Source organism: Xanthomonas sp. WHRI 7065 (assembly GCF_040203115.2).
Lineage (GTDB): Bacteria > Pseudomonadota > Gammaproteobacteria > Xanthomonadales > Xanthomonadaceae > Xanthomonas > Xanthomonas arboricola.
The window spans coordinates 1,351,167-1,376,444 of the sequence record NZ_CP168194.1 but is presented as its reverse complement, the minus strand read 5'-3'; the positions used below and the strand labels follow the sequence as shown (position 1 = coordinate 1,376,444).

The following is a 25,278-nucleotide window of genomic DNA, read 5'->3' as shown; positions in this document are numbered from 1 at the left end:
GGCACAAAAAACCCACCGGTTTGTCGGAGGTGGGTACCGCTGTTCGGGGAGTTTCGAGGCTCCGTAACCGATACCTTGCGATGAAAAATAACGACCGTCAAGCATGAGATGTTATCGATAGAGCGGCCGCTTCGCGCAAGCGGCTAGCGACGAACGCTCAGATTAAATGCATCTCAAGTTTCTAGTCGAAGTCCACAGATGAAATTCCGAGAACACGGCTATTCTCTTTGGCCGCGCGCACAGTGACCTCATCAAACCCCCGGGCATCCGCAGCTTCGATGTCTAACTTTATGACCACATTGGTGCCATGCCGCGCGCTGAATAGCTCGACCAGTTCTTTCATTATGTTGGCAAACTTCAACGACGCACCCACGGGATCCAGTTCCGCTGATGCCCAGAAGTGGGTCGGCATTGCCAAACCAGTAGCACCCGCTGCGCCTGTGGTGGTGGCTGCTCCACTCTTCTCCGTCGTCGAAGTCGTCGTAGCCCCGGCTGTCTCCGTTTCAGTCGATGCGCTGGTCGCCTCGAGTGGAGGCGGACGCGTAGCCTCTTCATACGCAGCCGCGACTGCGGGCTCGATCAGCAGCGCCACTTCCATGAAGGGTGATGTCGCCTGACCCAAGGTAAAGCCCAGGTAGCGGTCGCCTTCCTTACTGCTAGCCAGGCCGAAGAAGTCCAAGCTCGACGATCCTGCCGCCATGGCATGGGCCATGACGTCGGAGTTTTGTAGACGCGGCAAGTAGAGGTAGCTACATGACTTCTGCCATACGTCCAGCGCCTTCACATCTACCAAGCCATCCTTCCAGAACCATTGCTTGAGCAGATAGTGAAGGTTGACTGGTGCCCACTGGGCAATCACCCACTCGTTGTCGGCGAGTACCCTGTCAATCTCCTTGCCCAGCCCCACCGCAGCCGGGTTCAGTGCCTGCGCCTCCCACTCGATCTCACCAACAGTGCCGTCCTTCCTGCTCACAGTCTGGCCCGGCGCAATCAGCCACTTGTAGGTATCGCGCACCAGGCGCTGCACGGTTTCGCGGGTTTGCTCCCTGTTCTGCTTCACCTGCCGGGCCTGGATGTTGTCCAATGTGATCCGGGTTTCGTTGAGGTCAGTTTCGATGCTGCGCCAGGCCAATAGCGCTCGCACCGTTTCCTTCAGATGATTGACCTGATCGGCGTCGGCCGCCAGGAACAACAGCCGGTTCTGCTTTACGCGAGGCTGACCACCGCGATCGCGCAGAATGGCAGCTGCGGCGTCGCGCGCCGGATTCGGGCCCGCACCGCGCGTCCAGCCAGTGTTGGGCGACAGCACCACCAAGCGCAGACTCCAATCATCCGGCACGTCCGCAGCCGACGTGAACACGTGGTGATTGGCGATAGAGCTACCCCCCAGCACCTTGCGCAGCACGTCGGACACTTCGTCGAACACCTCCGGATCCTGGAAGCGCCGCTTGCGGTCCTCCATCTCGCGTCGCAGGTTGGGCTTCACGTCCAGCCACCAACGGTTGTTGCCCTCGTTGAGAAAGGTCAGCCGGCTCTTCAGGCGCGACAGCGCGTCCTTGAACACGTGTGGAGCCTGCCCCGGCTGAAGACAGCTAAGGATCAGTCGCTCGGTCTCGATACCGCGTGCCATCTCGTTGCCGGACACCGGCGCACTACCTAGGAAGATGCTTCGGCTGATCCGCCGACAGGCCTGTACCGAGCCAAACCGGGCCTCCTGCGTTTCCAGCAAAGCCGGCTCGCTGCGCTCACCATCGACGTCGCGCGATAGAACAGGATCCCAGCCCACCGGCAGGTTACTGGTCAACTCAGCGCTGACCTCAGCGTCATACAGCGGCAGGCTGCTTGGCAAGATCATGAAATCCTTGTTATCGCTCTGCCACAGGCGGTGAATCACGCGCGCCATTAGCTTCAGCACGCCGCGCGTACGCTGGAAGTTCGGCAAGGCCGACCAGTCCTGGTACAAACGCTCGAACACTTCTGGGTGGATCGGGTACGCGGAGCGCAGGCGGTCGTAGTAGCGGCCTTCCTGCGTTTCGCCCGGCAAGTCGTCGGCGTACTTCACATACCAGTCGGCGAAGGCACGGCATACAGTGTCGCGCGTGTCGTGGTCTTGGATCTCAGTGAATAAACGTCGACGCACAATTTCAAACGACTCTTCTGTACTGACCGGCTTCCAGATCGCCTGGACGCGAGAGAAGTAGTGCTCCAGCGCATGCAGCGCGGCCACGCCGCGCTCGCTGCCGGCCTCGCGCTCACTCTCGGGCAAGGATGCCAGCAGCACCGCCTGCGGTGCCGCCTTCAGTGCCTCGGTCAGCGCCTGGATGAACGTGAGGTTGGCATCGTAGGTGCCGCCGGACAGCGACTTGCCCTCCTCAAACTGACGGATATAGGCCACCAACTCGTCAATCAGGATCACGCATGGCCCGGCCTTGCGGATCAGTTCGGCCAACAGGTCCTTGCCCGGGTTAGTCCCCGTAGCGTCAGCGTCCGCCAAGGCCAAATAGGCCTCGGCTCCACCCAGCTGCCAGGCCAGCTCACCCCATAAGGTGCGCAAAGTATGGCCATCCACGTGTCGCGGCTGGCTGGGCGACAGTTTCACACCGTCCAGCACCACCACCCTGGCCGTCGGCAGTTCCAGGACGCCCGCGGCATCCAGCAGCCGCGGGATGCCCGCCAGATTGCTCTTCGGCGCATTGCCGCCGACCATGTGCATGACCGCCAGCATGGTGTGGGTTTTGCCGCCACCGAACGCAGTCTGCAGCTGGATGACGGGATCGCCGGTCTTGCCGGCCAAGCGCTTGGCCACAGAGATGAGCAATGCGCCCATACCCTCTGTGATGAAAGTGCGCTGGAAAAACAGCACCGGATCCTGGTACTCCTTAGTGGCGGAGCCGTCGTGGACGCGGGTGATGTCGGCCGCGAACTCGGCGCGCACGAAGGTGCCGCGATGGACATCCTCGTGCGGGATGGCGACTTCACGCCAAGGCTTCAACGACATGGTTCTCTCCAACAGTCTGAGTGGTTTGCAAGTAGGGTTTGAAGCGCTCCAGGATCAGCGTTTTGCGTGTCTCAATAAACTTGCGGAAGTTTGCCGACTTCCAAAGCTCCGGATCTTTCGGGATCAGGTGCCTATCGAGGAAACTCGGATCGTCCTTGATCTGCCTCGGTATCCAGGTTTCCGGTAGCTCCCCCGACTTCCCCTGAAAGCCATTCTCCTTGGCCGTCAACAGAGCTAGATTGGCGATCTGGTGCTGCTCGTCCGCCCAATACATCTTGCGTGAACGCCCGGTCTGCGGGTTCAGTTCCTTCTGGCTATTGAGGAAGCTCTGAGGAAAAATGTGGTCCTGCTGCGGTAGGTTGTCTTCCAGCGCCGGTTCGTAGTCGAAGGCGCGATACCAAAGATTGAAGATCAGGTGTGACTGCGGCTTGCCATAGCGGGTTCCGATGATGGACTCCGCCGTCACTTCCAGGCTTCGGCCGTCACTGCGGATGATGTGGAAAATCTCATCAAGCTCGAAGGCCTTGCGCTCGTCGATGGACTTCACGCAGCGGTCAATCAAATTATCCGGCGTACCACTGAATGCGCCTGTCAGCATCGTCCGCAGCACGTAGTCTTCGCGGCCAACCATGGCATTCCATTGGTCTGGATACTTGTAGCGCAGGTAGATCAGCGGGATCAGGCCTAGGTACGAGGGAACTGCCTTGTCGCTCTTAAGGAAGGTCTTGCCGTGCAGGAAGTCGCGGACGGCCTTGGTGGCGTCCGACAGCGCAACCCAGTTTTTGACGAACGCGTCGCGCACTTCTGGCTTGCGGAACTTCGTGACCTCGTACTTGGCGCCCTGCCCCAGCATGACTAGGCAGGACTTGAGGACGAAGTCTCGGTCAAACCCGTAGCCAGTGCGATTTAACTCCTCCAGCAGCTCCTCCATCTCCTCGTCGGCCAGCGCCCATTCCGAGGCCAGCAGCGAGAACAGCAGGTCGGACTTGCCCAGCTTGGTGCCACCGGAATTGGCGCGAATGAAGATCTCGACCACGTCTTCGGTGGTGTAGGCATCCGGGTCGTCAACGCCATCCAGAAGCTGGTAGCTAATATTCTCGTCGCTGACGAACTCACGTTCAGCACGCGCGATGTTTTTTTGGACTGACTTGATTTCGCCTTCCGACAAACCGGTTGGTCCTGCGGCACAGATGTCTTGGCCAACCTCCATTGCCAGCTTGCGGCCTCGCGCCAAATTCTTGAGCACGTGCTTGAAATTCATCCAGGGCCAATGCGCGTTTGCCGCAGCTAGGAAGCGGAACCGGTAGCGGATGTCCTCTGGCGAAGCTTTGGCGCCACTAAGCACGTCGAAGTGCAACTCTCTGCCGTTGTAGCTGCCGGCCAGGCCGATGATCAGGCTCTGCAAGCGCTGCTGCCCATCCAGGACCATGCCCTTGGCGTCTGCGTTTTCCATCACGTAGGCGTCGGACACCTTAAGGCTGTCCTTCCAGTCGGCGATGAACTTGCGATGCTTCACCTTCTCTCGCGTGCGCCAGACTAGCAACGTGCTGATCGGGTACTCACGCATGATCGAGTCGAACAGCTTCTCGATCTGCTCCTCGCTCCACACGAAGGGACGCTGAATGTTCGGTAGCCACAGTCCGCCGTTGCTCTCGGCGTCGTTGAGCGCGCGGACGATCTTCCAGATGGTATTGCGCTCGTTACGCATGCGATTTCATCCCTCTACGACAGGAGGCGGATGCAGTACGTATCGTTGTTCCGCTCACAGACATGCAACCAGCTCCCCGTTCTGTATGCGGATGGGAGGAAGCGTAGGCTTCTCGTTGGTCAGATAGACGGCTGTAGGCGTCTTGCCATCAGTTTCGATCAACAATCGACTCGTTGAACTGCGTTCATCCGCGACCATTTGAACCCGCGCAATGATGGTCGCGCATCGCTCGGCGCCCTTGCTCAACGCCTCATTCCCGGACTGGGCCTGGTTCCGAACATGCGTACGCCGCTCGGCAATGGTCTCGTCAGACGTAAAGCGCGCGTCGATCTTCTGGCAGTCAGCGTCCAGCGCCCTACTCAACTGCTTCTGTACCCTCGCGACCTGGGCCATGAACTGCTGGATCTGCTGCATCCGGCCATCCAGCATCTTGCTGCGGTCAGGGTAGAGCGAACACATATACCAGTTGGCCAGACGCACTTCTGCGCATGCCGCGAGTTCCATAGCGCGTGCGGCTAGCGCTTGATGCTTTGCTAACGCGCTCTGGTACTCGCCCTCACAACCGACGGTATCTCTTTCCAGTTCGGTGTTAGATTCACGCTCGATCTGTCGCAGCAGCGTCGTTCCAGCCTGCTCAAGCTGTATCTCAAAATCTTCCAGCTTGTCACGGGTGCGGTCGAGGAACTCGCCCTGCTGCATCGCTTCGCGCACGCTGTGGATGTAATTGAGAGCACCGCCGATCAGGGCCGCGCGCTCCTCCTCCAGCATGGACTGGATGCCGGCAACCTTGTCCTCCACTCGTTTGAGTGTGGCGCTGATATCGGCCAGGTGCTTCTGCGCCACGGCGACAGAAGCAAGCTGCCAGATAGCCGCAGCATTGGCCACGTTCTGCAGAGCCTTGGGCTCGAACAGCCTGGCGTTCTGCTGGACACCGTTGGCACCCATGGTCATCGCGCGGAAGCCGTTACCGTCTGCCGCGGCCACCAGTGGACCATTGATTACCACCTCCATCAGTTGACGACTGCCGGCCATGCCCGCGGTTAACATGGAAGGCGCCAACTGCATAAGCGGCTCCAGTGCGCGACCGAACGAGGATGGGCTATGTCGGGGCAATCCAGAAACCTGATTACCCCCTTCAGCCTCATCCAGCATGGTCATGGCGAATACGGGCTCGTTATCGAGTGCCAGTACCAGCTGCGTCGGAACTTCCGGCTCTTCTGGCACCGTCGCACTTGCTTCTTCATCGATCGAGCGTACGGCCACATCCAATGTCGGCGGCTTAATGGCTAGCGGCGCAACCTGTCCGCTACAGCGTTTTCCAACAAGTGCGATAGCGGCTGTAAGCAAGATCGCTGCCACCCCCAGAATGACCCAAATCATGTCCATTTCACTCTCCCTGTAAATGCAGCATCAGACGTCCAGGCTTCCCTGCACGTTGATATGACCCATGTCGTGGCTCGCCGCTTCGATGGCGTGCCAGGCGGTGATCAATTCGTTGTAGGCGCGGGCTTCTTCAGGCAGGCGCTTGCGCTCGGCGCAGGCGTTGTAGAGCCAGTAGGACAGACGGCGAATGTCGCCCGACTTCTCCGGCATGCGTGCCAGCAGTGCGCCGGCGGCGCTCTCGCCACCCTGGTTGTAAGCGCGGATTAGCTGGTGCAGCGCCTCCCAGACCGGAGTGCGATTGTCGGATTGCGGGTCCCAGCCGGCTGGGTACTCGTCCGGCTTCAACAGGCGCACTTTGCCGCCGTCGGAGGACAGCACACCTGCATGCTTCACTGCGTCCACGCTAGTCGCCTTGGCGCGGGCAAGCACGTCGGCGTTGCCGAAGGCGCCGGTCCCGAAGCCGGCCTCGTCGAACCAGCCCAAGCAGAAGTTGGTGTCGGCGTCGAAGGTCTCGCCGCCCAGCACTTCGTCCACCTGGCGGTTGATCAGCGTGAGCGCGGTCTTGACGCTCATCGGCTCGCCGTTGCTTTCAAGCACGGCGGCATACTGCGAGAACACGCCCATGCCAGGACCAATGGCGGCTTGAGCCAAGTCCACTGGCGCGATGGGCGAAGCGCCATCCACGCCACCAAGCATGGCTTCCAGTGCGTCGCTCAACACTTCCTTCAACTCACGCTGGAACTCGCGGCGCGGAATCTGCGGTGCGTCGTCAGGACGACGGCGACAGACCAGGATGATGCTGGAGGCCAGCGCGTTGGTGCCTTTCGCAATCATTCGTCCAGCACCTTCAGTTCGCATGGGCCAAGTGCCATGAATGGCGAACCCTGCACGTAACACGGCGGCAATGAAGGTTTCCCAACCCGTCGAAGCTGTGCCATCGTTTCCGGTGTCAGACTGCTTGAAGGCGTAGTAGATCGAGACCGGAAATGCACCATGCGCTTTGTCGGCGATGTTGTGCATGGCCGCGGTCATGCCGTCGAGGAAGAACTTCTCCGCACCCTCCTTACCACCATGGCGATAGGGCGTGGCGATCAGTTCTTCGGCCTTAGGCACAGCCACCGTGGCGAACAACGATGGATACGTTTCGCGCAGATTGCGCCGCAGCCAGACGTAGAAAAAATCGGACAGGTCGGCGTAGCCGATATTGTCGTAATACGGCGGATCGGTGGACACTATTTTTCCAGCGCTAATGCCTTGTGCGGCTGCATCCGCCTGGATCGCTAAACCTTCGCCACATGGCATCCAATCCAAAGCCATCACACCTTTGTCAATCGCGGTGGCAAGACTTCCTCCCGCATCCGCGAACGGATTGGACTCTGCGAAGTCCCACGTCATTGGGATTGCTTGCCTTGCAAAGGTTTCCCGAAACGCCCCTCTATCGCTCATCCACGAGGCAATGCTGGAGCTAATGTTTGAAACCTTGTCAATCGCGAACGCGATATAGATCGCCACCGCCTCCGCATACGCTGTCGCGCCATCGCCACCGGCATCCAGCCCGCGGCCGCTATCCGGCGTACCGTGCTGCAACGCGTCGGCGCGCACCTTCTCCCTCACCTCACCCACCAAGTCGGATAGGGTGTTCAACGCGACGAGTTGGCGCGGGGTGAACAGGTCGCCAAACGTCGACAGACCGTAGCTCAGCGTCCAGAAGTTGCGCGGGTCAACTGGCAACGGCGTATCAGGCTTCCAGCTGGGCTTGGCACTCTCGGCCAACGCCTGCATAGCGTCATCAGGCGACAAGTAGACACGACCTCGCTTTCCTTCGGCCACCACAGCCATCAGCTGTTGCCCCATCCGCCCCGCCATACCTTCCGTCTTGATGTAGTCAGGTTCGATTGGCGTATCCGATATCAGACAGCGGAAGTTCGCACCACGCGCCAGCTTGGTGCCAGCCTTGGCGCTAGCTGGCGGCTTGCGTTTGCCATCCGCCACCTGGACCTCGAAACGGTAGGCGCTGCCTTCCACGACTGGATCTACCCACGCTTCCGTTCCTGACTTGGTGGACAACAGGAATGTGGAAGCCAGCGGCACATGCACCGATGAGTACGCCGGATTCGGGCTGCGTACCGTGCGCGCCCACAGCCAAGCGATCACGGTCAGCTTCTGTCCGACATACTGCTTCAGGTCGGGCCTGACCTTCGCCATCTCCGCAGTGATCTCCACCTGCGGATACAGATGGCCGATGCGCTTCTGCGCTTCTTCCCGCATCCATTGGCCATAGCGCCGCACGTCCTCGGCCAGACCACGCGCACCGGACCAGTCCTCATGCATCTCACGCGTCTTACGTGCGGTGGGTTCGGCAGCCAGCGGCAGCGGCCCGACAGGCGCACGCCCCGCGAACTTCGGCGGGATTTCGATCATCGCCTTGTTGATCAGCACCGCCACCGGGTTCAAGTCGCTGGCATGGCTTTCCAGTCCTAACCGTTGCGCTTCCAGTGGAATAGCGCCGCCACCCGCGAACGGGTCATGGAACGCCGGCAACTTGGTTGGGTTGAACAAGTCGGCCGCCTGCGGGTGCTTCTTGTTGAGCTCACAGGTCTCTTCCCAGCTCTTGCGGATCTCCGCCCGTGCCCGTTCCAGCACGGCCTCGTTGTTGGTGTTTTCCCACTTCACCAACTCACGGATGATGTCGAACAGGCGCTCACGCTCACGTGTAGCCTCCTTCTTGTTCACCCCACGGGAAAAGCCCTTGCCAGTTTCGTAGCCAGGGTCGTTGACCATCTGCGCAAAAAGCACCGCGCGCGCCGCCGCCAGAGGACGTCGCGCCCACCACAGATGCAGTGTGCTGGGATGGCCATGCCGGATCGACTTCTCGCGCGCCGCGGCAGCGTTGATGTCGTCGAGCGGCAGCGCGACTTCGATCAGCTTCTTCGGGGATTTGATGGGGGTGTTCAAAGCGTTTTGTACCAGTCAATGAAGGCGTAGAGGTCACCCAAGGCGGGGAAGCGCCAGTAGTCGGCCGCAATGCCCTTCGACAGGCGCGGCGGGTTGGCTTCCAGATTGGAGATGCGGTTCTCATCGGCGGCGTAACGCTTCTTGCGCATGGCATGGAAAGGGGCGGCCTGCTCCCAGACCGGCTCTGTCCACACGTCGATGCCCGCGTTGACGCGATTGAGTGCCAGCTGGCGCCCATTGCCGGTGCGGAAGCAACGGTGGTATTGCGCCTCATCGCTGCCGATGTGGACCAGCGTCTTGTGTAGTCGTTGCTCGGCCTTGAGCGCGATCTGGCTGGCGGGCTTGATGGGTGTATTACGTGGCATTTCAGGTCCAGGAAGCGAGGCGGCCCGGGACGAAGCCGTCCGGCTTGGTGATCTGATTGGGCAACTGGCTGTCCTGCAGCTTCTTGCGTCCGATGGTGAAGCAGCCGTTGGCCGCTGCAGCTAGACGCGTCGAATGGCGCGCGGACGAGCTGGCAATGATGATCCGCTTGGACGGGAAGCGGGCAGGGACGGCTTCCACCGGCGGTATCAGGTCGCTGTCGGCAGACACGACCATCGCGATGTCAAAAGCATCGTCTATGGCATCGGCCAGCAGGCGCACGGCGATGTTCACGTCGGTCATCTTCTTTTCGGCCTGCTGACCCACAGCAAGGGCCAATTCTCTTTTGTGGCTTAGCCCATGAAAGACCGCCCCGCCTGAAATAACATCTCCGGCCCGACGCCCGCCTCGCGCGGGCGTCTCTCTTTGTGCCGCTGCAAGACTCAAGCCCCACCTCCATAACGCGTGGCGCGGGCCAGCAGCTCGGCCAGTTCCAGGTTCTTGCTCACTTCGGCCCAGTCTGGCGCCTGCGACACAGGGCCTTGCAAGTAGTACGGGCCGTCCGTGGTGTCGTCCTCGTTGACCAGGACGATGGCCAGCCAGAACTGGTCGGGCTTATTCAGGGCCGCGATGATCTCGTTCTTGGTCAGGGTGATGGTGGTCGCCCCCTTGACCCGACCCTTCACCTCGATCAGGCGGTCATCGGGCAGTGTGTCGCCGGTGGGTGGAACCGCCGAGGTAATGTCCCAGCCGCACTTCTCCGTCGACACGTCGCGGGGGCTGAAGCCCATTGCGCGCTCTGCCGCAGCAACGGCTTCCATCGCCAGCAGCTCGATACGCGAGCGCGCCAGCGGATCGACACTGTATGTAGCTGGCGTGGCGGCGGCCTGGTCGGCTTGGAACCAGCCCACCGGCAAGACCAGCGCACCACCGACGATCCTAGGCGTGGCCGGCACGATGTGGCGCTGGGTTTCCAGTTCCTGCAAGCGCGCCGCGCGCCGTGCGGTCAGTTCTTCCGCGCGACGGATCAGGTTCTCTGGCTGGACCCGTGGCTGCTTGCCCGCACGCACTTCCTCCTGCAGCGCGATGGCGCGATGAGAGAGGAAGTTGATCTCGCGGGTCAGACGCTCATGCACCGCCTGGCTTACTTTGTCGATGTGGCGCAGCCGGCGATCGCGCACGGAGGACAGGTGCTTGGGGACCAGTTGTCCACCGGCCCATTCCAAGGCCCGCTGCTCCAGGCCCTGATTGAGCCATGTAGCGACGAGCAGGGACTGTGCTTGGTCAGCTTCTCCTTCGGTCGCCGGGCGCAGGTCCAGGTGCGGCGCCCAGCCTGCGAAGGTGGCTTCACCGCTCGGCGTGATCCGCAGGAACTGGACCTCGCGTGACACGGTGCGCTCGGAGTCGCCTGTCCCCTCTCGCACTTCGTGGTCCACCATCAAAAGCAGATGCGGCTCGGTACCTATGTCGGTCGGATCGACCAGCAAGCTGCCCTGTTTCAAGGCGGGCAGGCGCGCTTCCAGGGTCATGTCGATGACGGCGCCCATCAGCGGATGTGCCGGATGGATCAGGTCGGCCATTGGGCGATTGAGGAACCGGATGTCGCCCTTCTCGAAGCAGATGCGCGCGTACTTCGGGAGCACTGGCTGGCGCGTCATGCCGATGCGACGATCACGCTCACGGATCGCCGCGGGGACATGCGGCAGCTCGTAACGGCCTTTCTCGCGCAAGCGCGCATCGCCGCCCAGCTGTTCGAAGGCTTTCAGAAAAAACGCGCGGATGAAGTGTGGTTGCAGCTTGCGCGCCTCAGCTTTGTCCATCTCCTCCTTGATGGCATGCAGCGCTTCCAGGCCCATGTGGTTGTCCACCAGCGCATTGCGCCGGAAGATCTCCTTCAGCTTCTCGGAGTCCAGGCTGTTGTCGATGACGCGGAACAGTTCGCGCTGGACATCCTCGCGCTCGCCGTAGCGAATGGCTTCCCACAGCAGGTCTTTCAGCGGCTTGCCGTTGAAAGCTTCGCCCAGCACGTCGAACACACGGCCCCCTAGGGCCTGGCGCTCGATTTCGATCTTCTCGAACAGGCGCTGGAACACGGCGCCCTCGCGGGTCTTGTCAGCCACCAGGTTCCACAGGTGGCAGATTTCTCGCTGGCCGATGCGATGGATGCGACCGAAGCGCTGTTCCAGCCGGTTCGGGTTCCAGGGCAGATCGTAGTTGACCATCAGGTTGGCGTTCTGGAGGTTAACGCCCTCACCCGCCGCGTCGGTGGCCAGCAGCACTTGGACGTCCTTGTTCTGGCGGAACTCCTCCTGCACGCGGCGGCGCTCATCGCGGTTGGTGCTGCCGTGGATATGGACGACGGCTTCCGGCCTGCCCAGCAAGCTGACAATCTTGCTGGCCAGGTAGGCCAGCGTATCGCGGTGCTCGGTGAAGATGATGATCTTGCGGCGGTTGCCATTCGCATCGAACATCAGCGCGCTGTCTTGCAAGATCTGCGACAACTGGCGCCACTTCTGATCGTTGCCGCTGTCATAGAGCGCCCTGGCCTCAGCTTCCAGCGAGCGCAGAGTGAAAAGTTCGGCCTCCATCTCGACGATGGTGTCGGCGGTACTGGCCTGCTCAACCGCTTGATCGGCAACGTTCTCGAAGTCCTCCGGGGACAGCTCGTCTTCGGCCTCGTCGAGATCATCGGGTACATCAATCGCCACCACCTTGCCGTAGATGGGGCGCTCCTCGCCGGTGCGGTTGCCGCGGGCGATGAGCTTTGTCTCTTCAAGTCGATCTTCAAGCCGCTTGCGACGACGCATGAGCGATTGATAGATGGCGGCAGGGCTGGACGCGAGGCGGCGTTGCAACATCGTCAGCGCGAAACCAATGCTGGTGCGCTGCTTGCCATCCAGTTGCTCGGCACGGTTCCACTCGTTGCGCACGTAATCCGAGACATGCGCGTAGAGCGCTTCCTCGGCGGGGGAAAGGTCGTAGTTGGCTGTGTAGGCAAAGCGCGGCGGGAACAGCTTGGTGCCGTCGAACTTGAGCAGCTCCTCCTTCACCAGGCGACGCATCAGATCTGACACGTCAACGCGTGTTGCGCCTTCGCGGAACTTGCCGTAGAAGCGGTCCCCGTCCAGCAGCGCCATGAACAGCTGAAAGTCTTCTTCCTTGCCGTTGTGCGGGGTGGCCGTCATCAGCAGGAAGTGGCGGGAGATCGAGCCGAGCAGTTCGGCCAGTTCGTAGCGCTGTGTCTTCTTGACCTCACCGCCAGAGAAGCTGGCCGCGCATTTGTGTGCCTCGTCGATGATGATCAGGTCCCAGTGCGATGCCCGCAGCTTCTCTTTCAAGTCGTCGTTGCGCGCCAACTGGTCCAGCCGCGCGATCATGTGATCGGTCTGGTTGAAGGCGTTGCCGTTGGCGGACAGCTCCTGCTGCTCGCGACTGAACAGGGTGAACTCTAGGCCGAACTTGTCGCGCAGTTCATCCTGCCACTGCCCGGACAGCGAGCCCGGCGACACCACTAGGATCCGCTGCGCGTCAGAGCGCATGATCAGCTCACGGATCAACAGGCCGGCCATGATGGTCTTGCCTGCACCGGGGTCGTCGGCCAGGACGAACCGGAGCGGCTGACGCGGCAGCATGGCCTCGTACACCGCAGAGATCTGATGCGGCAGCGGCTCCACGTCCGAGGTGTGGACGGCCATCATCGGGTCGAACAGATGCGCAAAACGAATTCGCAGTGCCTCTGCCGCGAGTTGGAAGGCTTCCCCTGGGGCAGCAAAGGACCAAGGACGGGTGGATGTTGCCTCGGCCAAAGATGGCTCGTCATCCCGGAACAACATCCGCTCGCCAAGCACTCCTAGCGAAGACCGGAAAACAAGAGTGATGGCGTCTTGCCCACTTGCCGCTACGGCGACAACGTCGACAGGCCCGGCAGGATCCACCCCTACAAGCTTTTGCCCGTTAGCGATGTCCTCAATTTTCATAATACCCCTTCAGTCCCCATGGCATTCTAATAGTTATATGGGACGGCGCACGCCATCTCCGCTCCCAGTCGCTAGTTGAGTACTGGACCAACTCACAAGACTGCTTAAGGCCGCGCGGGCTCTTCCACCAGCTCGGCCCGGCCATCGACGATATTGAGTACGTCCTCCAGGTCGTGGCTGGAAAGAATTCCCTCGGGTAGCGAAGGCTTCGAGCTTGGTCGCCACGAATGCCGTCGCTGTGACCAAGCGGATGGACAGGCGATCTCTCAAGGCCACCACTTGGGCCGTCTCTACCGCATGGGCGTACCAGCGGTTGGAGAAGCCAAGCACGCCAGCATCCACCGGCATCAGGTCGAAGAGGACGCCCGACGCTTCGTGTATCCAGCGGCAGACGACACCGCTCTGCATCTCGCGCGCGAAGCCCTGCGACTTCACACGCGCCTCGATACCGCGGAACCGGGCCCAATCAAGATTGACCACCGCATCGACGTCGTAGGTGGCGCGGACGCTTTCCGCCAATGGATCGGATACCAGCAGGCCAACAACTGCTCCGCCGAGGAAGACTACGTGTTCGCAAAGCTCGCCCAATGCATTCGCAATCACAAGCAGGTGCGGCAAATTAGGATCGTCAGAGCGCATCGCCAAGCCTCAGCAATTGTTTGAGATAGCTCCCTGCCAGAGTGCGCTCGCGGGCACGCCCGCTGCGTAGGGCGTCCTGCAGCGCCAGCAGTTGGTGCAAGGCAGGGTCGGCCAGCGCAGCGTTGGGCGCACCGGTCGACAACGGCAACAAGCTGGGGCCTTTGGCCGTGCCCTGCGCGCTTGGCCACACCGGTGCATCCCCTGGGGAGCTGGAAATGGCAATGGACAGTGGGGGCACGCCGAAGGCCGTAGGAATGCCACGCCTTAGCGGCCCGATGACGGCAGGAAAGGCGTAACGCACGCCGTGGACCGCAAATTCATGCAGCGCTGTGCGTACCGTCTCCCACTCGCCACGGCTTTTTTCCAGCGCCAAGCCGGATGCCACCGCGCGCTTGACGCTGCGATGCACCTGAGAAGGGCTCATGCCCAGCGCTTCTCCAAGGGATGCATACGTCCAGGCCTGGCCCGCCTGCGCGACCTGCTTGTACAGCACCACCAGATCCTGGGGCTTCAGTTCCACAGCCGAGCCCGCCTTATTCCATATTCCGGAATATGGAATATCCAGCGAGCGAGCTGTTTTTGCAAGCGGTCTTCGCTAAGAGCCCTGACTAAACGAGGGCCTACCGCTCAACGGCGAAAGCCAGACATGCTCACCCAATTCCCCGCAGCGCCGCCCGAATCCCCTCCCCCGCCAACCGCGCACTCGCCAACAGACGCTCCAGGCTCTGCCCATGCCGGGCGCTGGCGGACAGCCCGGCCATGGTGGTGCTGACGAAATCCGCCAGCCGGTCGGCGTCGTGCGGGCATTGCTTGGCGATGTGGGAGCGGATCAACTCCTGGGCGGCGACATGAAAACCGCAGGCCGCCTCGCGCGCCTGCGCGTCGTTGCTGCGCGTACCTTCCAGCACCAGGCAGCCGGTGGCAGCGGGGTCTGCGGCATAGCAGCGGGCGGCCTGCTCCAGTACGTCGGCCAGGGCATCGGCCAGCGGGCGGGCGGTGTCCAGGATCTGGGGCAACGGGATGGCCCCGGTCTGCGCGTAGCGGTCGAGGATGCGCGCGTACAGGCCGGCCTTGCTGCCGAAGGCGGCGTAGAAACTGGGCGGATTGATGCCCAGTGCCTGGGTGAGGTCGGCCACGCTCAGTGCGTCGTAGCCGCGCGCATGAAACAGCTGCTGCGCAGTGGCGACCGCTTGGTCCGGGTCGAATGCGCGCGGCCGGCCGCGGGCCCGGGGGGTTTCTGTAGTCATAGTTACAAAATCCTTGACGGCAGGCGAAAACTATTATGTATTACTCGCTACATTAATTGCGAGGTGATGCATGTCAGCGTTCAAAGACAAGTCGGTATTGGTGCTCGGTGGCAGCCGGGGGATTGGGGCCGCCATCGTGCGGCGCTTTGTGGCCGAGGGCGCACGGGTGACGTTTACCTATGCCGGCTCTGCCGAGGCGGCGCAGCGCCTGGCCGGTGACACCGGCAGCACCGCGGTGCTGGCCGACAGCGCCGACCGCGATGCGGTCATCGACACGGTGCGCCGCAGCGGGCCGCTGGATGTGCTGGTGGTCAACTCCGGCATCGCCTTGTTCGGCGATGCGCTGGACCAGGATCCGGACGCGGTGGACCGGCTGTTCCGCATCAACGTGCACGCGCCCTACCACGCCGCCGTGGAGGCAGCGCGGCAGATGCCGCCCGGCGGGCGCATCATCGTGATCGGCTCGGTCAACGGCGACCGCATGCCGCTGCCCGGCATGGCGTCCTACGCGCTGAGCAAATCCGCGCTGCAAGGGCTGGCGCGCGGGCTGGCCCGCGACTTCGGGCCGCGTGGCATCACCATCAACGTGGTGCAACCGGGCCCGATCGATACCGACGCCAACCCGGAAAACGGGCCGATGAAAGACCTGATGCACAGCTTCATGGCGATCAAACGCCACGGCCGCGCCGACGAAGTGGCCGGCATGGTGGCCTGGCTGGCAGGCCCGGAAGCAAGCTTTGTCACCGGGGCGATGCATACGATCGATGGTGCGTTTGGGGCATGACGCGGCGACGTCTGCGTTGACCACGCTGCAGCTCGACAGTTAGTGCGATCAAGGGCGGCAAACGTCCTTCTTCGTCACACGGGCGAGCTGCCGTTGCACCGCCCGCGTTTTGATCCACGCGCCTTTCCTTCCGGCAGAGCGTGATCGCATTCCCGTGTCGTGCGGCGCATGGCACGGACAATCGCAGGCTTGGCCCTTGCTGTCGCGCTGATCCCAAGTTGCCTATAGTTGCGGCGAACCCTGCAATGGATTGACCAATGCACATGATGTCATCCGGCCGGTGCCTGGCTCTTGCACTCGCCATCGCCGTCACCGGCAGTGCCTGTGCACGGACGCCATCACCCGAACAAAAAAGGACTTCCCCCATGTCAGGCACCGTTACCACAGGCCGCACCATCAACGGGCACACCTATTCGGACGCGCCGGTTGACGTAAAGCTGGGGCCGAACACCTTCCGCATCCCCGCCAACTACCTGGACAGCCAGATCGCACCATGGCCGGGCGAAGGCGTGACGCTGGTCATCGAGTGGCCAGACATGACCCCCACCCCGCCCGGGGCACGGGCAAACCCGCGTACGAATGATTTCCGAAAGGAGATCTCAGTTCGAATCAATTACATCGACCGGGCTCCTATCGAGACATCATTAGAGCGACATTCTTCCAATGATGCGATTACCGAGGCCAATTCAGTGGAACGTCGAGATCCGAGGCAGCGCCTCGATCTCCGCCTTGCCCAGCAAGACACGTTGGACCTAACGCCCTACGCAATCGACGAAGCGAAAATGCTGGCGTATTCGAAAGAGTACGAAGACCGCTACGGGAAACCGCCGATTCGCAACCCTGCCTACGAAGATGACTGGTACATCGCGCGCGACTCAAGCGGCGGCCTCACCACCTTCATCAAGTGCGACAGCACCAAATTTCGTGGAGACGGTGTGCGGCTGGAGGGAGCTGAAGTAGTACACGAGAAAGGCGCTGTTGCTGCAAGTTGTGTCCACTACTTCTCTGATATCGAGAACAAGCTTTCTATCACCCTGAACTATAAGCGCGCCTTCTTGAAGGACTGGAAACGCATGGAAGACGCGGTAAGGACCGTACTGGCCCGCACCAAAGTCAGGTGATCGGCGCGACGATAAGGAGCAGGACATGAGCGGATTGAAAGAGCAGGACCTCAAGATTCTTTCCAGCTATGCGGACGCGGGCAACCGCGAGCTGTACTGGAATTATCTTTCGCAGCTAGATGGTGCAGATGGCTACGGGACACTGGCACTGGGCGTGGTGCGTAACGATAGCTTGCCCGGTCAGGTTGCAAATAGTTACGCACAGAATTATGCCAGGACACAGCACGATAACGGCTCTCACTTTGCCAACGCGAGCCTGAGCGAGAGGCAGTGGGAAGCGTTTGGGCAAACCCTCCTCAAAAAGGATCTTGAAGCCAGGCAATACTGGATGAGCGAACACCGTCCGGACCTAGCGCAGAATTTGCCTGGTGCTGATGTCATGCGGGCACACGATCAAGCCTTCCTGGACCATGAGCTCGACCCCAACTGCTGGACCCCACGCGTTCTCCTGCAAGCGGCCCTGGAAAAAAGTGGCCCACAGAAGCTAGAACAGATCTGGACCAACATGCTCGACAACGAGTACGGTGGCGCTGCCCGTATCAGGAACACGGGCTACGAGACCTTTGCGCAGATGGGACTGGCGGCCGGCAGCCAGTACCTGGCCAAGCTCGGCACCACCGAAGCGATCCAGATGCTGGAAGGCCGCTCAGCCGTCGATCCCAACGTCATCGGCAGCAACAGCTTCTACGCGATGTATTTTGAAAAAGAGCAAAAATGGATGAACGTCAGCGCAGGCGGCGGGCATCTTTCCATGCGCGAAGAAACAAATCCCGGCCGTATCGCCGAACTCGACGATGCCCGCGCCGTGCGTCTGGAACGACAGCAGAAAGCCACGCAGTTCCACGAAGACGATTCGCACCGCTCCATTACCCGCAGCCCGCTCACGGTATCGGTCGACGGGCTGCCCGATCGGATGCAGCCGCCCACCAAACTCGCCGATATCGGCCCTGAGCACCGGGACTACGCATTGCTGCAGCAGGTGCGCGCAGGCGTGAATGCGATCGATGCGCAAGCCGGACGCACACCGGACGAGAACAGCGAGCGCCTCATCGCCAGCGTGATGACCCTCGCCCGCCAGAACAACCTGGACCGGGCCGACCACGTGGTACTGAGCCAACAGACGACCGACAGCCCGGCCGGCCGCAATGTGTTTGTGGTGCAGGGTGAGTTGAACAACCCGGCGCACCTGCGCGCCCACATGCCGACCGACGTAGCCGTGCAGACGCCGGTGGAGCAGTCGCTGCAGCAGCTGGAAGTGGCCAGCACCGATCGCCAACAGGCGTTGGCGCAGAGCCAGGAGCAGGAGATGGATACCCGGCAGCGTGAGAGTGCGTCGATGCGCATGGGATAACGGCGCTAGGCGGGTGGCGAGCATTGCGGCGGCTTCTGGGCAATGGCGTGCAGGCGATGCCGGTTGGCAACGTCGGCGTGGCGCGCGACGATCTCCAGCACCGGCTTGTGCGGGTCGGGTGGCAGTGCATCGAATAACAGGGACACCGGCTACAGCGATCAGGGAACTGCCGACATCACGGCCCGGCAAAGCCCGCCTCACGTTGCGATCGAACGGCCAGCACAAACAGCGTGTCGATCTGCGCGACATGGCAGTACAGCGCCAGATTGCCGTGCGCGCCGTGACCGATCCCCAGTTCGCGCTTGTCGCCGCCGGCCGGCCAGCCGATCAGCGGATTGGTTTCCAGCACATCGATTGCCGCAATGACCTCGTGCAGGCGTGCTGCGACATGTGCGGCCTCATGGCGCTGGAGCTGGTCGAAGATCCGCTCAAGATCCTGTGCAAGCTCCGGTGCCAGCTCGATACGCGCCATGCTACCGGGCTAGTTTGCGGGCCGTGGGACGCTTTGCCGGCTCGCCGGCTATGCGCTTTTCCAGATAGCCACGCATGTCGTCCCAGGCGATGGTCTTCGCGGACGCCACGATGCCGGCATAACGCTGCTCGGCGGCCTCGCTCCCACCTCCAGGTGACTGCCGGCGCGGCAAAGAAAAAGCCCGGCAAGACCGGGCTGTTTCCTGTGCTGCGATGATCGCAACGCTCAGCGCTTGCGCGCCTTCAACCATGCCTTGATCTGCGGCAGCGATGCCGCCCGCAGCTTCACCCGCGTCTGGATCGTGTTGACGGCGTTGTCTGCGGCCTGCCGCGAGGTGGGTGCGATGTACTGCTCGGCATAGGCCTTGATCCGGTCGGCGGTGGCAAGCTCGGCCGAGTCCATGCCCAGGCCGGGGTAGTAGCGGGCACGCGAGGTGGAATCCACCAGGGTGTCCACCTGCGTGCGATGCGCCACCGCGAAGTCGAAGGCAAGCTCCGGGTGCCGGGAAGCGACCCGGTCGATCATGCTCGCACCGGTAGTGGCGCCCGGCTCGGCTGTCAACGCCAGTTCCAGCGCGCGCTTGGCCAGCGCCTCGTCGTTGGGCATGGAGAGGAAGTCGTAATAGGTGTCGCGCACCATCGACGAGGTTTCCTGCCTGGCCAAGGCATGCAAGGCGTCCCAGGTGGCGGCGTCGGCATTGTGCGCAACCGCGCCCAGCACGCTGTCGCGCAGTTCCGGCGACAGCGAGGCGGGGTTGGCCTGGAAGGCGGCAAAGCGCCTGCGCGCCTCGGCGATCACGGCGGCATCGCCCATGTCGCTGCGGGTGGCGATCAGGCGGGTACGCAACTGCTGGATCTGCGCCGAATCGCCAGCGCGGTTGTCCCAGCCCAGCGTTGCGAATTCGGCCGCCAGGCGCGGCACGGCATAGGCACGCCACGCCGCGCGCGCAGCCGGGTCGCGCTCGAAGCTGCCATCCACATCGTCGTAGATGCTGGCCACCATGTCCCAGATATCGGGCGATGCGCCTGCCGCCACCTGGGCGGTGAGATCCAGCACGTCGGCCTGTGCCTGCACGCCGGCACCGGCCAGTGCGTTGGTGTCGTTCAACACGCCCACCTGGTCCACCACCGGTAGCGCGGCAAACCTGGTGGTCAGCGCTTTGAACTGCGCGGGCGCATATAAGGTGCGGAAGTAGCCCTTTTGCCCGGCATTGACCACCACCGGTGCGTCGCAGCCGGGTACCTGCACCTGGGCGGTGCCGTCCACCAGCACGCGCACCGGCGCGCCATCGCCGCTGCGCAGGACCACCGGCACATGCCAGCGCAACGGCTGCTTGTCGGGGCGGTCCAGCGTGAACTCGCCCTGTTCCAGCGTCACCGCGGTCTGGCCGCCGACGCAACGGCTGCTGGCCTTAATCAACGGCACGCCCGGCTGCAGGGTGAAGTCGTGCGCCACCTGGGTGAATTGCTTGCCCGGGGCCACCGCGTCGATCTGCTGCCACAACTGGTCGGTCACCGCGTTGCCGTACTGGTGCTGCTTGATGTAGCTGCGCACGCCGGTGCGCCAGTGGTCCGAGCCGACGTAGTCTTCCAGCATGGCAATCACCGCCTCGCCCTTCTGGTAGGTGATGGCGTCGAAGGCCTGGCTGGCCTGCTCCACGGTGGCCACGTGCTGCACCACCGGGTGGGTGGTCGCATACGCATCGCGCCGCATCGCTGCGCGGCTTTTCAGCGCCGGGCCGGTCTTGTCGATATCCCATTCCGGATGCAGTTTTGCCGTGGTGCGCGCTTCCATCCAGTTGGCGAAACCTTCGTTGAGCCACAGGTCGTCCCACCACGCCATGGTCACCAGGTTGCCGAACCACTGGTGCGCGATCTCATGCGCGGCGACGGTGAACACGCCTTGCTTGGTATCGATGTTGGCCACCGCCGGATCCAGCAACAACGAGTATTCGAAGGTGAAGATCGCGCCCCAGTTTTCCATGGCGCTGAAGAACTGGCTGCGCCCGGGCGCGGCGATGTTGTCCAGCTTGGGCAGCGGGTACGGGATGCCGAAGTAGGCGTTGTATTCGTGCAGCACGTCGCGGCCGGATTCCAGCGCGAACTGCGCCTGACCCACCTTGCCCTTCTGCGCGATCACGCCGATCTCAGTGCCGTTGTCGGCGGTGACGGTGGCACGCTCGAAATCGCCCACGCTGACGAACAGCAGGTACGTGGACATCTTGGGCGAGGTCTGGAACGCGATGCGGGTGCGCCCGTTTGCGCCCGGCTTGGACGAGGCCACCGGCATGTTGCTCACCGCCATCTGCCCGGCCGGCGCATTGATCGCCAGGTCGAAGGTGGCCTTGAAGTTGGGCTCGTCCCAGGAGGGAATGAAGCGGCGCGCATCGGAGTTTTCGAACTGGGTGAACAACGCGCGGCGCGCACCTTGCGCGGTGGTGTAATCCAGCGCGAACAAGCCGTTGGCCTGCGTGTTGATCACGCCGCTGTAGTCGATGGACAGCACGTACTCGCCCACTGCCAGCGGCTTGTCGAACGCGAACGTGGCGGTCTGCGCCTCGGCATCGGTGCTGACCGTGGCAGCTTGCGGCTTGCCGCCCTTTTGCGTGAGCGTGCCACGCGCCAAGCTCAGGTTGGCCGCCTGCAACACGATGCGGTCGGTGGCCTGCAGCACGCTGATATCGATGGCGACCTTGCCGTCGAACGTCATCTTGTCGGCATGCGGCGTGATCTCCACCGCGTAATGCGTGGGCTTGGCCGTGCGCGGCAACTGGGTGGTGATGGACGAGGCGGCGGCGCTCGTCGGCGCGGGCGCGGCGGCGAGCACGGAGGCAGCCGGACTTGTACCGACCAGGGCCAGTGCGATGGCGGTCACCAGGGGAAGACGCATGGGAAATTCTCGATGTGGGCGAAGTGGGCAGGCAAGCGGCGCCAGGCCGCGGATGATCCGCCGGAACGGTGCGCGCAGGCACCGCCGGAAGTCATGGCAAATCTCAGCAATCCTCAAATGCCAACGGCCCGGACAAGCCGGGCCGTTGGACGATGCCGCGTCTGGCGTCAGCCGATCAGGCGAACGGATCCTGCAGCACCATCGTGTGGTCACGATCCGGGCCGGTGGAGACGATCGAGATCGGGCAGCCGGCCAGTTCTTCCAGCGCGCGCAGGTAGGCACGCGCGGCCACCGGCAGCTTGTCCCACTCGGTGATGCCGTGGGTGTTTTCGGTCCAGCCCGGGAACTCCAGGTACACCGGGGTGCACTCTTCCCAGCCCTGCGCGTCCAGCGGGGCGTATTCGGTACGCTTGCCGCGGTATTCGTAGGCGATGCAGACCTTGAGCTTTTCCATGCCGTCGAGCACGTCGAGCTTGGTGATGCACAGGCCGGAGATGCCGTTGATGGCCACCGCACGCTTGAGCGCGACGATGTCCATCCAGCCGCAGCGACGCGGGCGGCCGGTGGAGGCGCCATACTCGGCACCGCGGTCGCGGATGCCCTGGCCGACTTCGTCGTCCAGCTCGGTCGGGAACGGGCCGCCGCCCACGCGCGTGGCATAAGCCTTGGCGATGCCCAGCACGTAGTCGATCGCATCGGCGCCCACGCCAGTGCCGGCCAGTGCGCCGCCGACGGTGGTGTTGGAGCTGGTGACGTACGGATAGGTGCCGTGGTCGATGTCCAGCAACGCGCCCTGCGCGCCTTCGAACAGCACGCGCTTACCCTGCTTGCGCAGGTCGTGCAGGATGCCGGCCACGTCCGACTTCATCGGCTGCACGTAGTCGCCGAAGGCAAGCGCTTCGTCGAAGGTTTTCTGGAAGTCCACCGCTTCCACGCCCAGGTACTTGGTCAGCACGAAGTTGTGGTAATCCAGCGCGGTGCGCAGCAATTCTTCCAGCTGCGGCGGGTAATGCAGGTCGGCGATGCGGATACCGCGGCGGGCAACCTTGTCTTCGTACGCCGGGCCGATACCGCGGCCGGTGGTGCCAATGGCCTTGCCGCCGGCGGCCTTCTCGCGCGCCTGATCCAGGGCGATGTGGTACGGCATGATCAACGGCGCGGCCGGGGAGATCTTCAGGCGCGAGCGCACTTCCACGCCGGCACCTTCCAGCTCGCTGATTTCCTTGATGAGCGCGGCCGGGGAGATCACCACGCCATTGCCGATTAGGCACAGCGCGTCGTCGCGCAGGATGCCGGACGGAATCAGATGCAAGACGGTCTTCTTGCCGTTGATGACGAGCGTGTGGCCGGCATTGTGGCCACCCTGGAAGCGGACCACCGCACCGATCTCTTCGGTAAGCAGATCGACGATCTTGCCTTTGCCTTCATCGCCCCACTGGGCACCGAGCACGACAACTGACTGACCCATGACGGGTGAACTCCTGAGTTTTGCTGCGGCCATCGGGGCCGCGGGATGGGACCGGTTCACGGCTGGCGGCGCCGCCTGGCGCGCGGCTCCATCGGGGAGCGTTGCAGCGGCGCGTGAAGCCCTGACACGGAAAAAGCCGAACGAGGTGCCCTGTGTGAGCGTGCCCGGCCGGCTTTTGTGCATTATCCGGGTTTCCGGTGACGTGCACTACCCCTGGCGGACAGCGGATCGGGGGCGGGTCAGATTGCGGCTGGCCGTCGGTTACGCGGTGCTCCGAGCGCTGCCGGCCCCTAGCCTGGGAGATCACCATAGCGACAATCCCAATGGCTCGTAGGAGCGCACCTGGGCGCGACGGGCATTCCCGGTAGAGCCGTCGCGCCCAGGTGCGCTCCTACGCTGCCCGCTGCAGTCGGAATGGACCACCCACTCAGTGACGCACGATCCACAGCGCGATCGCGCCCAGCACCAACGTCACACCACCAATCACACGCAGTTGCGCGGTGGGCAGACTGAACAGTTGCTCGACCATGCGTTTCCAGGCGGTGGGCGCGGCAAACAGCAGCAGGCCTTCGATGAGGGCGATCAGACAGAGAGCGGTGAGGAAATCGTGCATAGGCTGTACCGCGACATCGTGGGAATGGGAGTGTGCACGGTTGGGAGATGCAGATGCGTCGGCGCCGCGATGACCACTTTTTAGCGGCTGTGGCACGTGCCATTTGAGCTGATGCGCAGCAGCGTCTATGGTTGCCCCCTTTTCTGCATGAGCAAGGACGCATGATCAAGAACGACAGATTGGTTTTTCTGGATGCACTACGCGGCCTGGCAGCCCTGTACGTGGTGTTGTTCCATGTCATGGCAATGCCGGCACCGGCTATTTCTCCGGGCCCATTACTGACGCCGGTGCTGTCGGCTGGCGGCAGCGGGGTTGCGCTGTTCTTCGTCATCAGCGCATTTTCGTTGTGTTACACGATGCCCCGTCACGTGGCCACCGGCAGACCGCTGCTCAGCTTCTATTTGCACCGGTTCTTCCGGATCGCCCCACTGTTTTATTGCTGGCTGGCTTTCTCGCTCTATCGGGATGGCCGCGGTGCACATGCCGGCCATCACTGGACGGAAATCGCAGCGAACCTGTCGTTCACCTTCAATCTGGTGCGTGGATGGGAAACCGGCATCGTCTGGGCCAGCTGGGCCATCGGCGTGGAAATGCTCTTTTACGCGGTATTTCCATTGCTTTTTGCAGTCGTCCGAAACCTGACCACTGCGGTGGCACTGGCGGTGTGCACGCTGGTTGCTGCAGGTCTGGCAGCTTCGGGAATGATGGGCGAGCTCGGCACCGCGCTAATTGGTGATTACGGCTTGTTACGCCATCTGCCGGTTTTCGCAATCGGCCTGTGCACCTTCTTTGCCTACGAAAAATTCAGCGCGACACAGCCTGAAAAAGCGCGGCGATGGGGAACGTTGTTGATTGCAGCCGGACTGCTGGGCCTGGCAGGGGCCATTGCACTGCAGACACTGGGATTGATCAACTCCGCAGCGGGCTGGATCGTCAGCGGACTGATGTATGCGCTATTGCTGGTCGGCATGTCGCAGTCGCCGCTGCGCTTGATAGTCAATGCAGTGACTGGCTTCCTTGGCAAGATCAGTTATTCGATCTACTTGGGCCACCCGGTGGTGATCGCAATCCTTGTGCCGTTGTTCCGACGCATTCAAGAAACGATGCCGAATCCAGCACTCTCATATGCAGCGTGTGCAGCAGCGACGCTATTGGTCACGTTGCCGATGGCGTGGCTGACGCACAGATTCATTGAGGCGCCGGCCATTGCCATGGGCAAGCGGCTGGGGCCAAAGATCGACCGTACCGCACTAGCAAACGCGATTGCCAAGCGTTGACCACTCAACCCTGAGCGGATGTCGTGCTCGATG

Annotated in this window: 18 protein-coding genes and 1 pseudogene; 4 read left to right on the top strand and 15 right to left on the bottom strand. The window is 62.4% G+C overall.

Annotated features, from left to right (window positions below; translation table 11 throughout):
- Nucleotides 1-181 precede the first annotated feature (181 nt).
- From ABQY64_RS05985 to ABQY64_RS05940, 10 genes and pseudogenes are all read right to left on the bottom strand, one after another.
- Entirely contained in the window at nucleotides 182-2,998 is a 2,817-nt protein-coding gene (locus ABQY64_RS05985) for a DUF499 domain-containing protein (protein ID WP_349779210.1), read from the bottom strand.
- Nucleotides 2,976-4,706, bottom strand: coding sequence for a DUF262 domain-containing protein (locus ABQY64_RS05980; protein ID WP_349779211.1), 1,731 nt, complete (start codon nucleotides 4,704-4,706; stop codon nucleotides 2,976-2,978). The genes ABQY64_RS05985 and ABQY64_RS05980 overlap by 23 nt, the downstream gene beginning before the upstream one ends.
- 54 nt (nucleotides 4,707-4,760) lie before the next feature.
- A complete protein-coding gene (locus ABQY64_RS05975) occupies nucleotides 4,761-6,092 on the bottom strand; it encodes a hypothetical protein (protein ID WP_349779212.1) in 1,332 nt (443 codons plus the stop codon).
- Nucleotides 6,093-6,116: 24 nt separating this feature from the next.
- Nucleotides 6,117-9,044 (bottom strand): DUF1156 domain-containing protein, encoded by a 2,928-nt coding sequence (locus ABQY64_RS05970; RefSeq protein ID WP_349779213.1) that lies wholly within the window; start codon nucleotides 9,042-9,044, stop codon nucleotides 6,117-6,119.
- Nucleotides 9,041-9,409, bottom strand: a complete 369-nt coding sequence (locus tag ABQY64_RS05965) for a hypothetical protein (protein WP_349779214.1) — start codon at nucleotides 9,407-9,409, stop codon at nucleotides 9,041-9,043. The genes ABQY64_RS05970 and ABQY64_RS05965 overlap by 4 nt, the downstream gene beginning before the upstream one ends.
- Before the next feature lies 1 nt (nucleotide 9,410).
- On the bottom strand, nucleotides 9,411-9,710 hold the full coding sequence (locus ABQY64_RS05960) for an NYN domain-containing protein (RefSeq protein WP_349779215.1): 300 nt from the start codon (nucleotides 9,708-9,710) through the stop codon (nucleotides 9,411-9,413).
- 140 nt (nucleotides 9,711-9,850) lie between these two features.
- Nucleotides 9,851-13,384, bottom strand: a complete 3,534-nt coding sequence (locus ABQY64_RS05955; protein ID WP_349779216.1) for a helicase-related protein — start codon at nucleotides 13,382-13,384, stop codon at nucleotides 9,851-9,853.
- Nucleotides 13,385-13,488: 104 nt separating this feature from the next.
- A pseudogene (locus ABQY64_RS05950) lies at nucleotides 13,489-14,023 on the bottom strand (hypothetical protein).
- A complete protein-coding gene (locus tag ABQY64_RS05945; protein WP_349779217.1) occupies nucleotides 14,013-14,543 on the bottom strand; it encodes a MarR family transcriptional regulator in 531 nt (176 codons plus the stop codon). Before ABQY64_RS05945 ends, ABQY64_RS05950 begins: the two are co-directional and overlap by 11 nt.
- A gap of 130 nt (nucleotides 14,544-14,673) precedes the next feature.
- Nucleotides 14,674-15,270 carry a TetR/AcrR family transcriptional regulator gene (locus tag ABQY64_RS05940; RefSeq protein ID WP_184431903.1) on the bottom strand — a complete coding sequence of 199 codons (597 nt, stop codon included), beginning with the start codon at nucleotides 15,268-15,270 and terminating at the stop codon, nucleotides 14,674-14,676.
- A 70-nt stretch (nucleotides 15,271-15,340) separates the two neighbouring features.
- On the opposite strand from ABQY64_RS05940, the gene bdcA reads away from it, so the two are divergent.
- The 3 genes from bdcA to ABQY64_RS05925 all read left to right on the top strand — a co-directional run bounded on the left by bdcA (nucleotide 15,341) and on the right by ABQY64_RS05925 (nucleotide 18,526).
- A complete protein-coding gene (bdcA, locus tag ABQY64_RS05935) occupies nucleotides 15,341-16,054 on the top strand; it encodes an SDR family oxidoreductase (protein WP_014506929.1) in 714 nt (237 codons plus the stop codon).
- Nucleotides 16,055-16,311: 257 nt separating this feature from the next.
- Entirely contained in the window at nucleotides 16,312-17,175 is an 864-nt protein-coding gene (locus tag ABQY64_RS05930) for a hypothetical protein (protein WP_104555404.1), read from the top strand.
- A gap of 25 nt (nucleotides 17,176-17,200) precedes the next feature.
- Complete coding sequence (locus tag ABQY64_RS05925; RefSeq protein ID WP_349779218.1) at nucleotides 17,201-18,526, top strand: XVIPCD domain-containing protein; 1,326 nt, start codon at nucleotides 17,201-17,203, stop codon at nucleotides 18,524-18,526.
- 5 nt (nucleotides 18,527-18,531) lie between these two features.
- Here ABQY64_RS05925 and ABQY64_RS05920 read toward each other — a convergent pair whose 3' ends face one another.
- From ABQY64_RS05920 to ABQY64_RS05900, 5 genes are all read right to left on the bottom strand, one after another.
- Entirely contained in the window at nucleotides 18,532-18,672 is a 141-nt protein-coding gene (locus ABQY64_RS05920; RefSeq protein WP_164739531.1) for a hypothetical protein, read from the bottom strand.
- 29 nt (nucleotides 18,673-18,701) lie between these two features.
- The gene (locus tag ABQY64_RS05915) at nucleotides 18,702-18,998 is read right to left on the bottom strand and encodes a type II toxin-antitoxin system RelE/ParE family toxin (RefSeq protein WP_349779219.1); all 297 of its coding nucleotides are present in this window, start codon (nucleotides 18,996-18,998) and stop codon (nucleotides 18,702-18,704) included.
- Between the two features lie 225 nt (nucleotides 18,999-19,223).
- Nucleotides 19,224-21,887: a M1 family metallopeptidase gene (locus ABQY64_RS05910; RefSeq protein ID WP_349779220.1), complete on the bottom strand. Its 2,664-nt coding sequence runs from the start codon at nucleotides 21,885-21,887 to the stop codon at nucleotides 19,224-19,226.
- A 175-nt stretch (nucleotides 21,888-22,062) separates the two neighbouring features.
- Entirely contained in the window at nucleotides 22,063-23,355 is a 1,293-nt protein-coding gene (locus ABQY64_RS05905; RefSeq protein WP_024938603.1) for an adenylosuccinate synthase, read from the bottom strand.
- A 427-nt stretch (nucleotides 23,356-23,782) separates the two neighbouring features.
- Nucleotides 23,783-23,968 (bottom strand): DUF2065 family protein, encoded by a 186-nt coding sequence (locus ABQY64_RS05900; RefSeq protein ID WP_349779221.1) that lies wholly within the window; start codon nucleotides 23,966-23,968, stop codon nucleotides 23,783-23,785.
- Between the two features lie 161 nt (nucleotides 23,969-24,129).
- Here ABQY64_RS05900 and ABQY64_RS05895 point away from each other — a divergent pair, with 161 nt between their 5' ends.
- A complete protein-coding gene (locus ABQY64_RS05895; protein WP_349779222.1) occupies nucleotides 24,130-25,245 on the top strand; it encodes an acyltransferase in 1,116 nt (371 codons plus the stop codon).
- Nucleotides 25,246-25,278: the final 33 nt, after the last annotated feature.

What these genes read in the sequence shown, in the direction of transcription:
- ABQY64_RS05985 (WP_349779210.1), bottom strand. Translation starts at nt 2,998, where the DNA reads ATGTCGTTGAAGCCTTGGCGTGAAGTCGCCATCCCGCACGAGGATGTC.
- ABQY64_RS05980 (WP_349779211.1), bottom strand. Translation starts at nt 4,706, where the DNA reads ATGCGTAACGAGCGCAATACCATCTGGAAGATCGTCCGCGCGCTCAAC.
- ABQY64_RS05975 (WP_349779212.1), bottom strand. Translation starts at nt 6,092, where the DNA reads ATGGACATGATTTGGGTCATTCTGGGGGTGGCAGCGATCTTGCTTACA.
- ABQY64_RS05965 (WP_349779214.1), bottom strand. Translation starts at nt 9,409, where the DNA reads ATGCCACGTAATACACCCATCAAGCCCGCCAGCCAGATCGCGCTCAAG.
- ABQY64_RS05960 (WP_349779215.1), bottom strand. Translation starts at nt 9,710, where the DNA reads ATGACCGACGTGAACATCGCCGTGCGCCTGCTGGCCGATGCCATAGAC.
- ABQY64_RS05955 (WP_349779216.1), bottom strand. Translation starts at nt 13,384, where the DNA reads ATGAAAATTGAGGACATCGCTAACGGGCAAAAGCTTGTAGGGGTGGAT.
- ABQY64_RS05940 (WP_184431903.1), bottom strand. Translation starts at nt 15,270, where the DNA reads ATGACTACAGAAACCCCCCGGGCCCGCGGCCGGCCGCGCGCATTCGAC.
- bdcA (WP_014506929.1), top strand. Translation starts at nt 15,341, where the DNA reads ATGTCAGCGTTCAAAGACAAGTCGGTATTGGTGCTCGGTGGCAGCCGG.
- ABQY64_RS05930 (WP_104555404.1), top strand. Translation starts at nt 16,312, where the DNA reads ATGCACATGATGTCATCCGGCCGGTGCCTGGCTCTTGCACTCGCCATC.
- ABQY64_RS05925 (WP_349779218.1), top strand. Translation starts at nt 17,201, where the DNA reads ATGAGCGGATTGAAAGAGCAGGACCTCAAGATTCTTTCCAGCTATGCG.
- ABQY64_RS05915 (WP_349779219.1), bottom strand. Translation starts at nt 18,998, where the DNA reads ATGGCGCGTATCGAGCTGGCACCGGAGCTTGCACAGGATCTTGAGCGG.
- ABQY64_RS05910 (WP_349779220.1), bottom strand. Translation starts at nt 21,887, where the DNA reads ATGCGTCTTCCCCTGGTGACCGCCATCGCACTGGCCCTGGTCGGTACA.
- ABQY64_RS05905 (WP_024938603.1), bottom strand. Translation starts at nt 23,355, where the DNA reads ATGGGTCAGTCAGTTGTCGTGCTCGGTGCCCAGTGGGGCGATGAAGGC.
- ABQY64_RS05900 (WP_349779221.1), bottom strand. Translation starts at nt 23,968, where the DNA reads ATGCACGATTTCCTCACCGCTCTCTGTCTGATCGCCCTCATCGAAGGC.
- ABQY64_RS05895 (WP_349779222.1), top strand. Translation starts at nt 24,130, where the DNA reads ATGATCAAGAACGACAGATTGGTTTTTCTGGATGCACTACGCGGCCTG.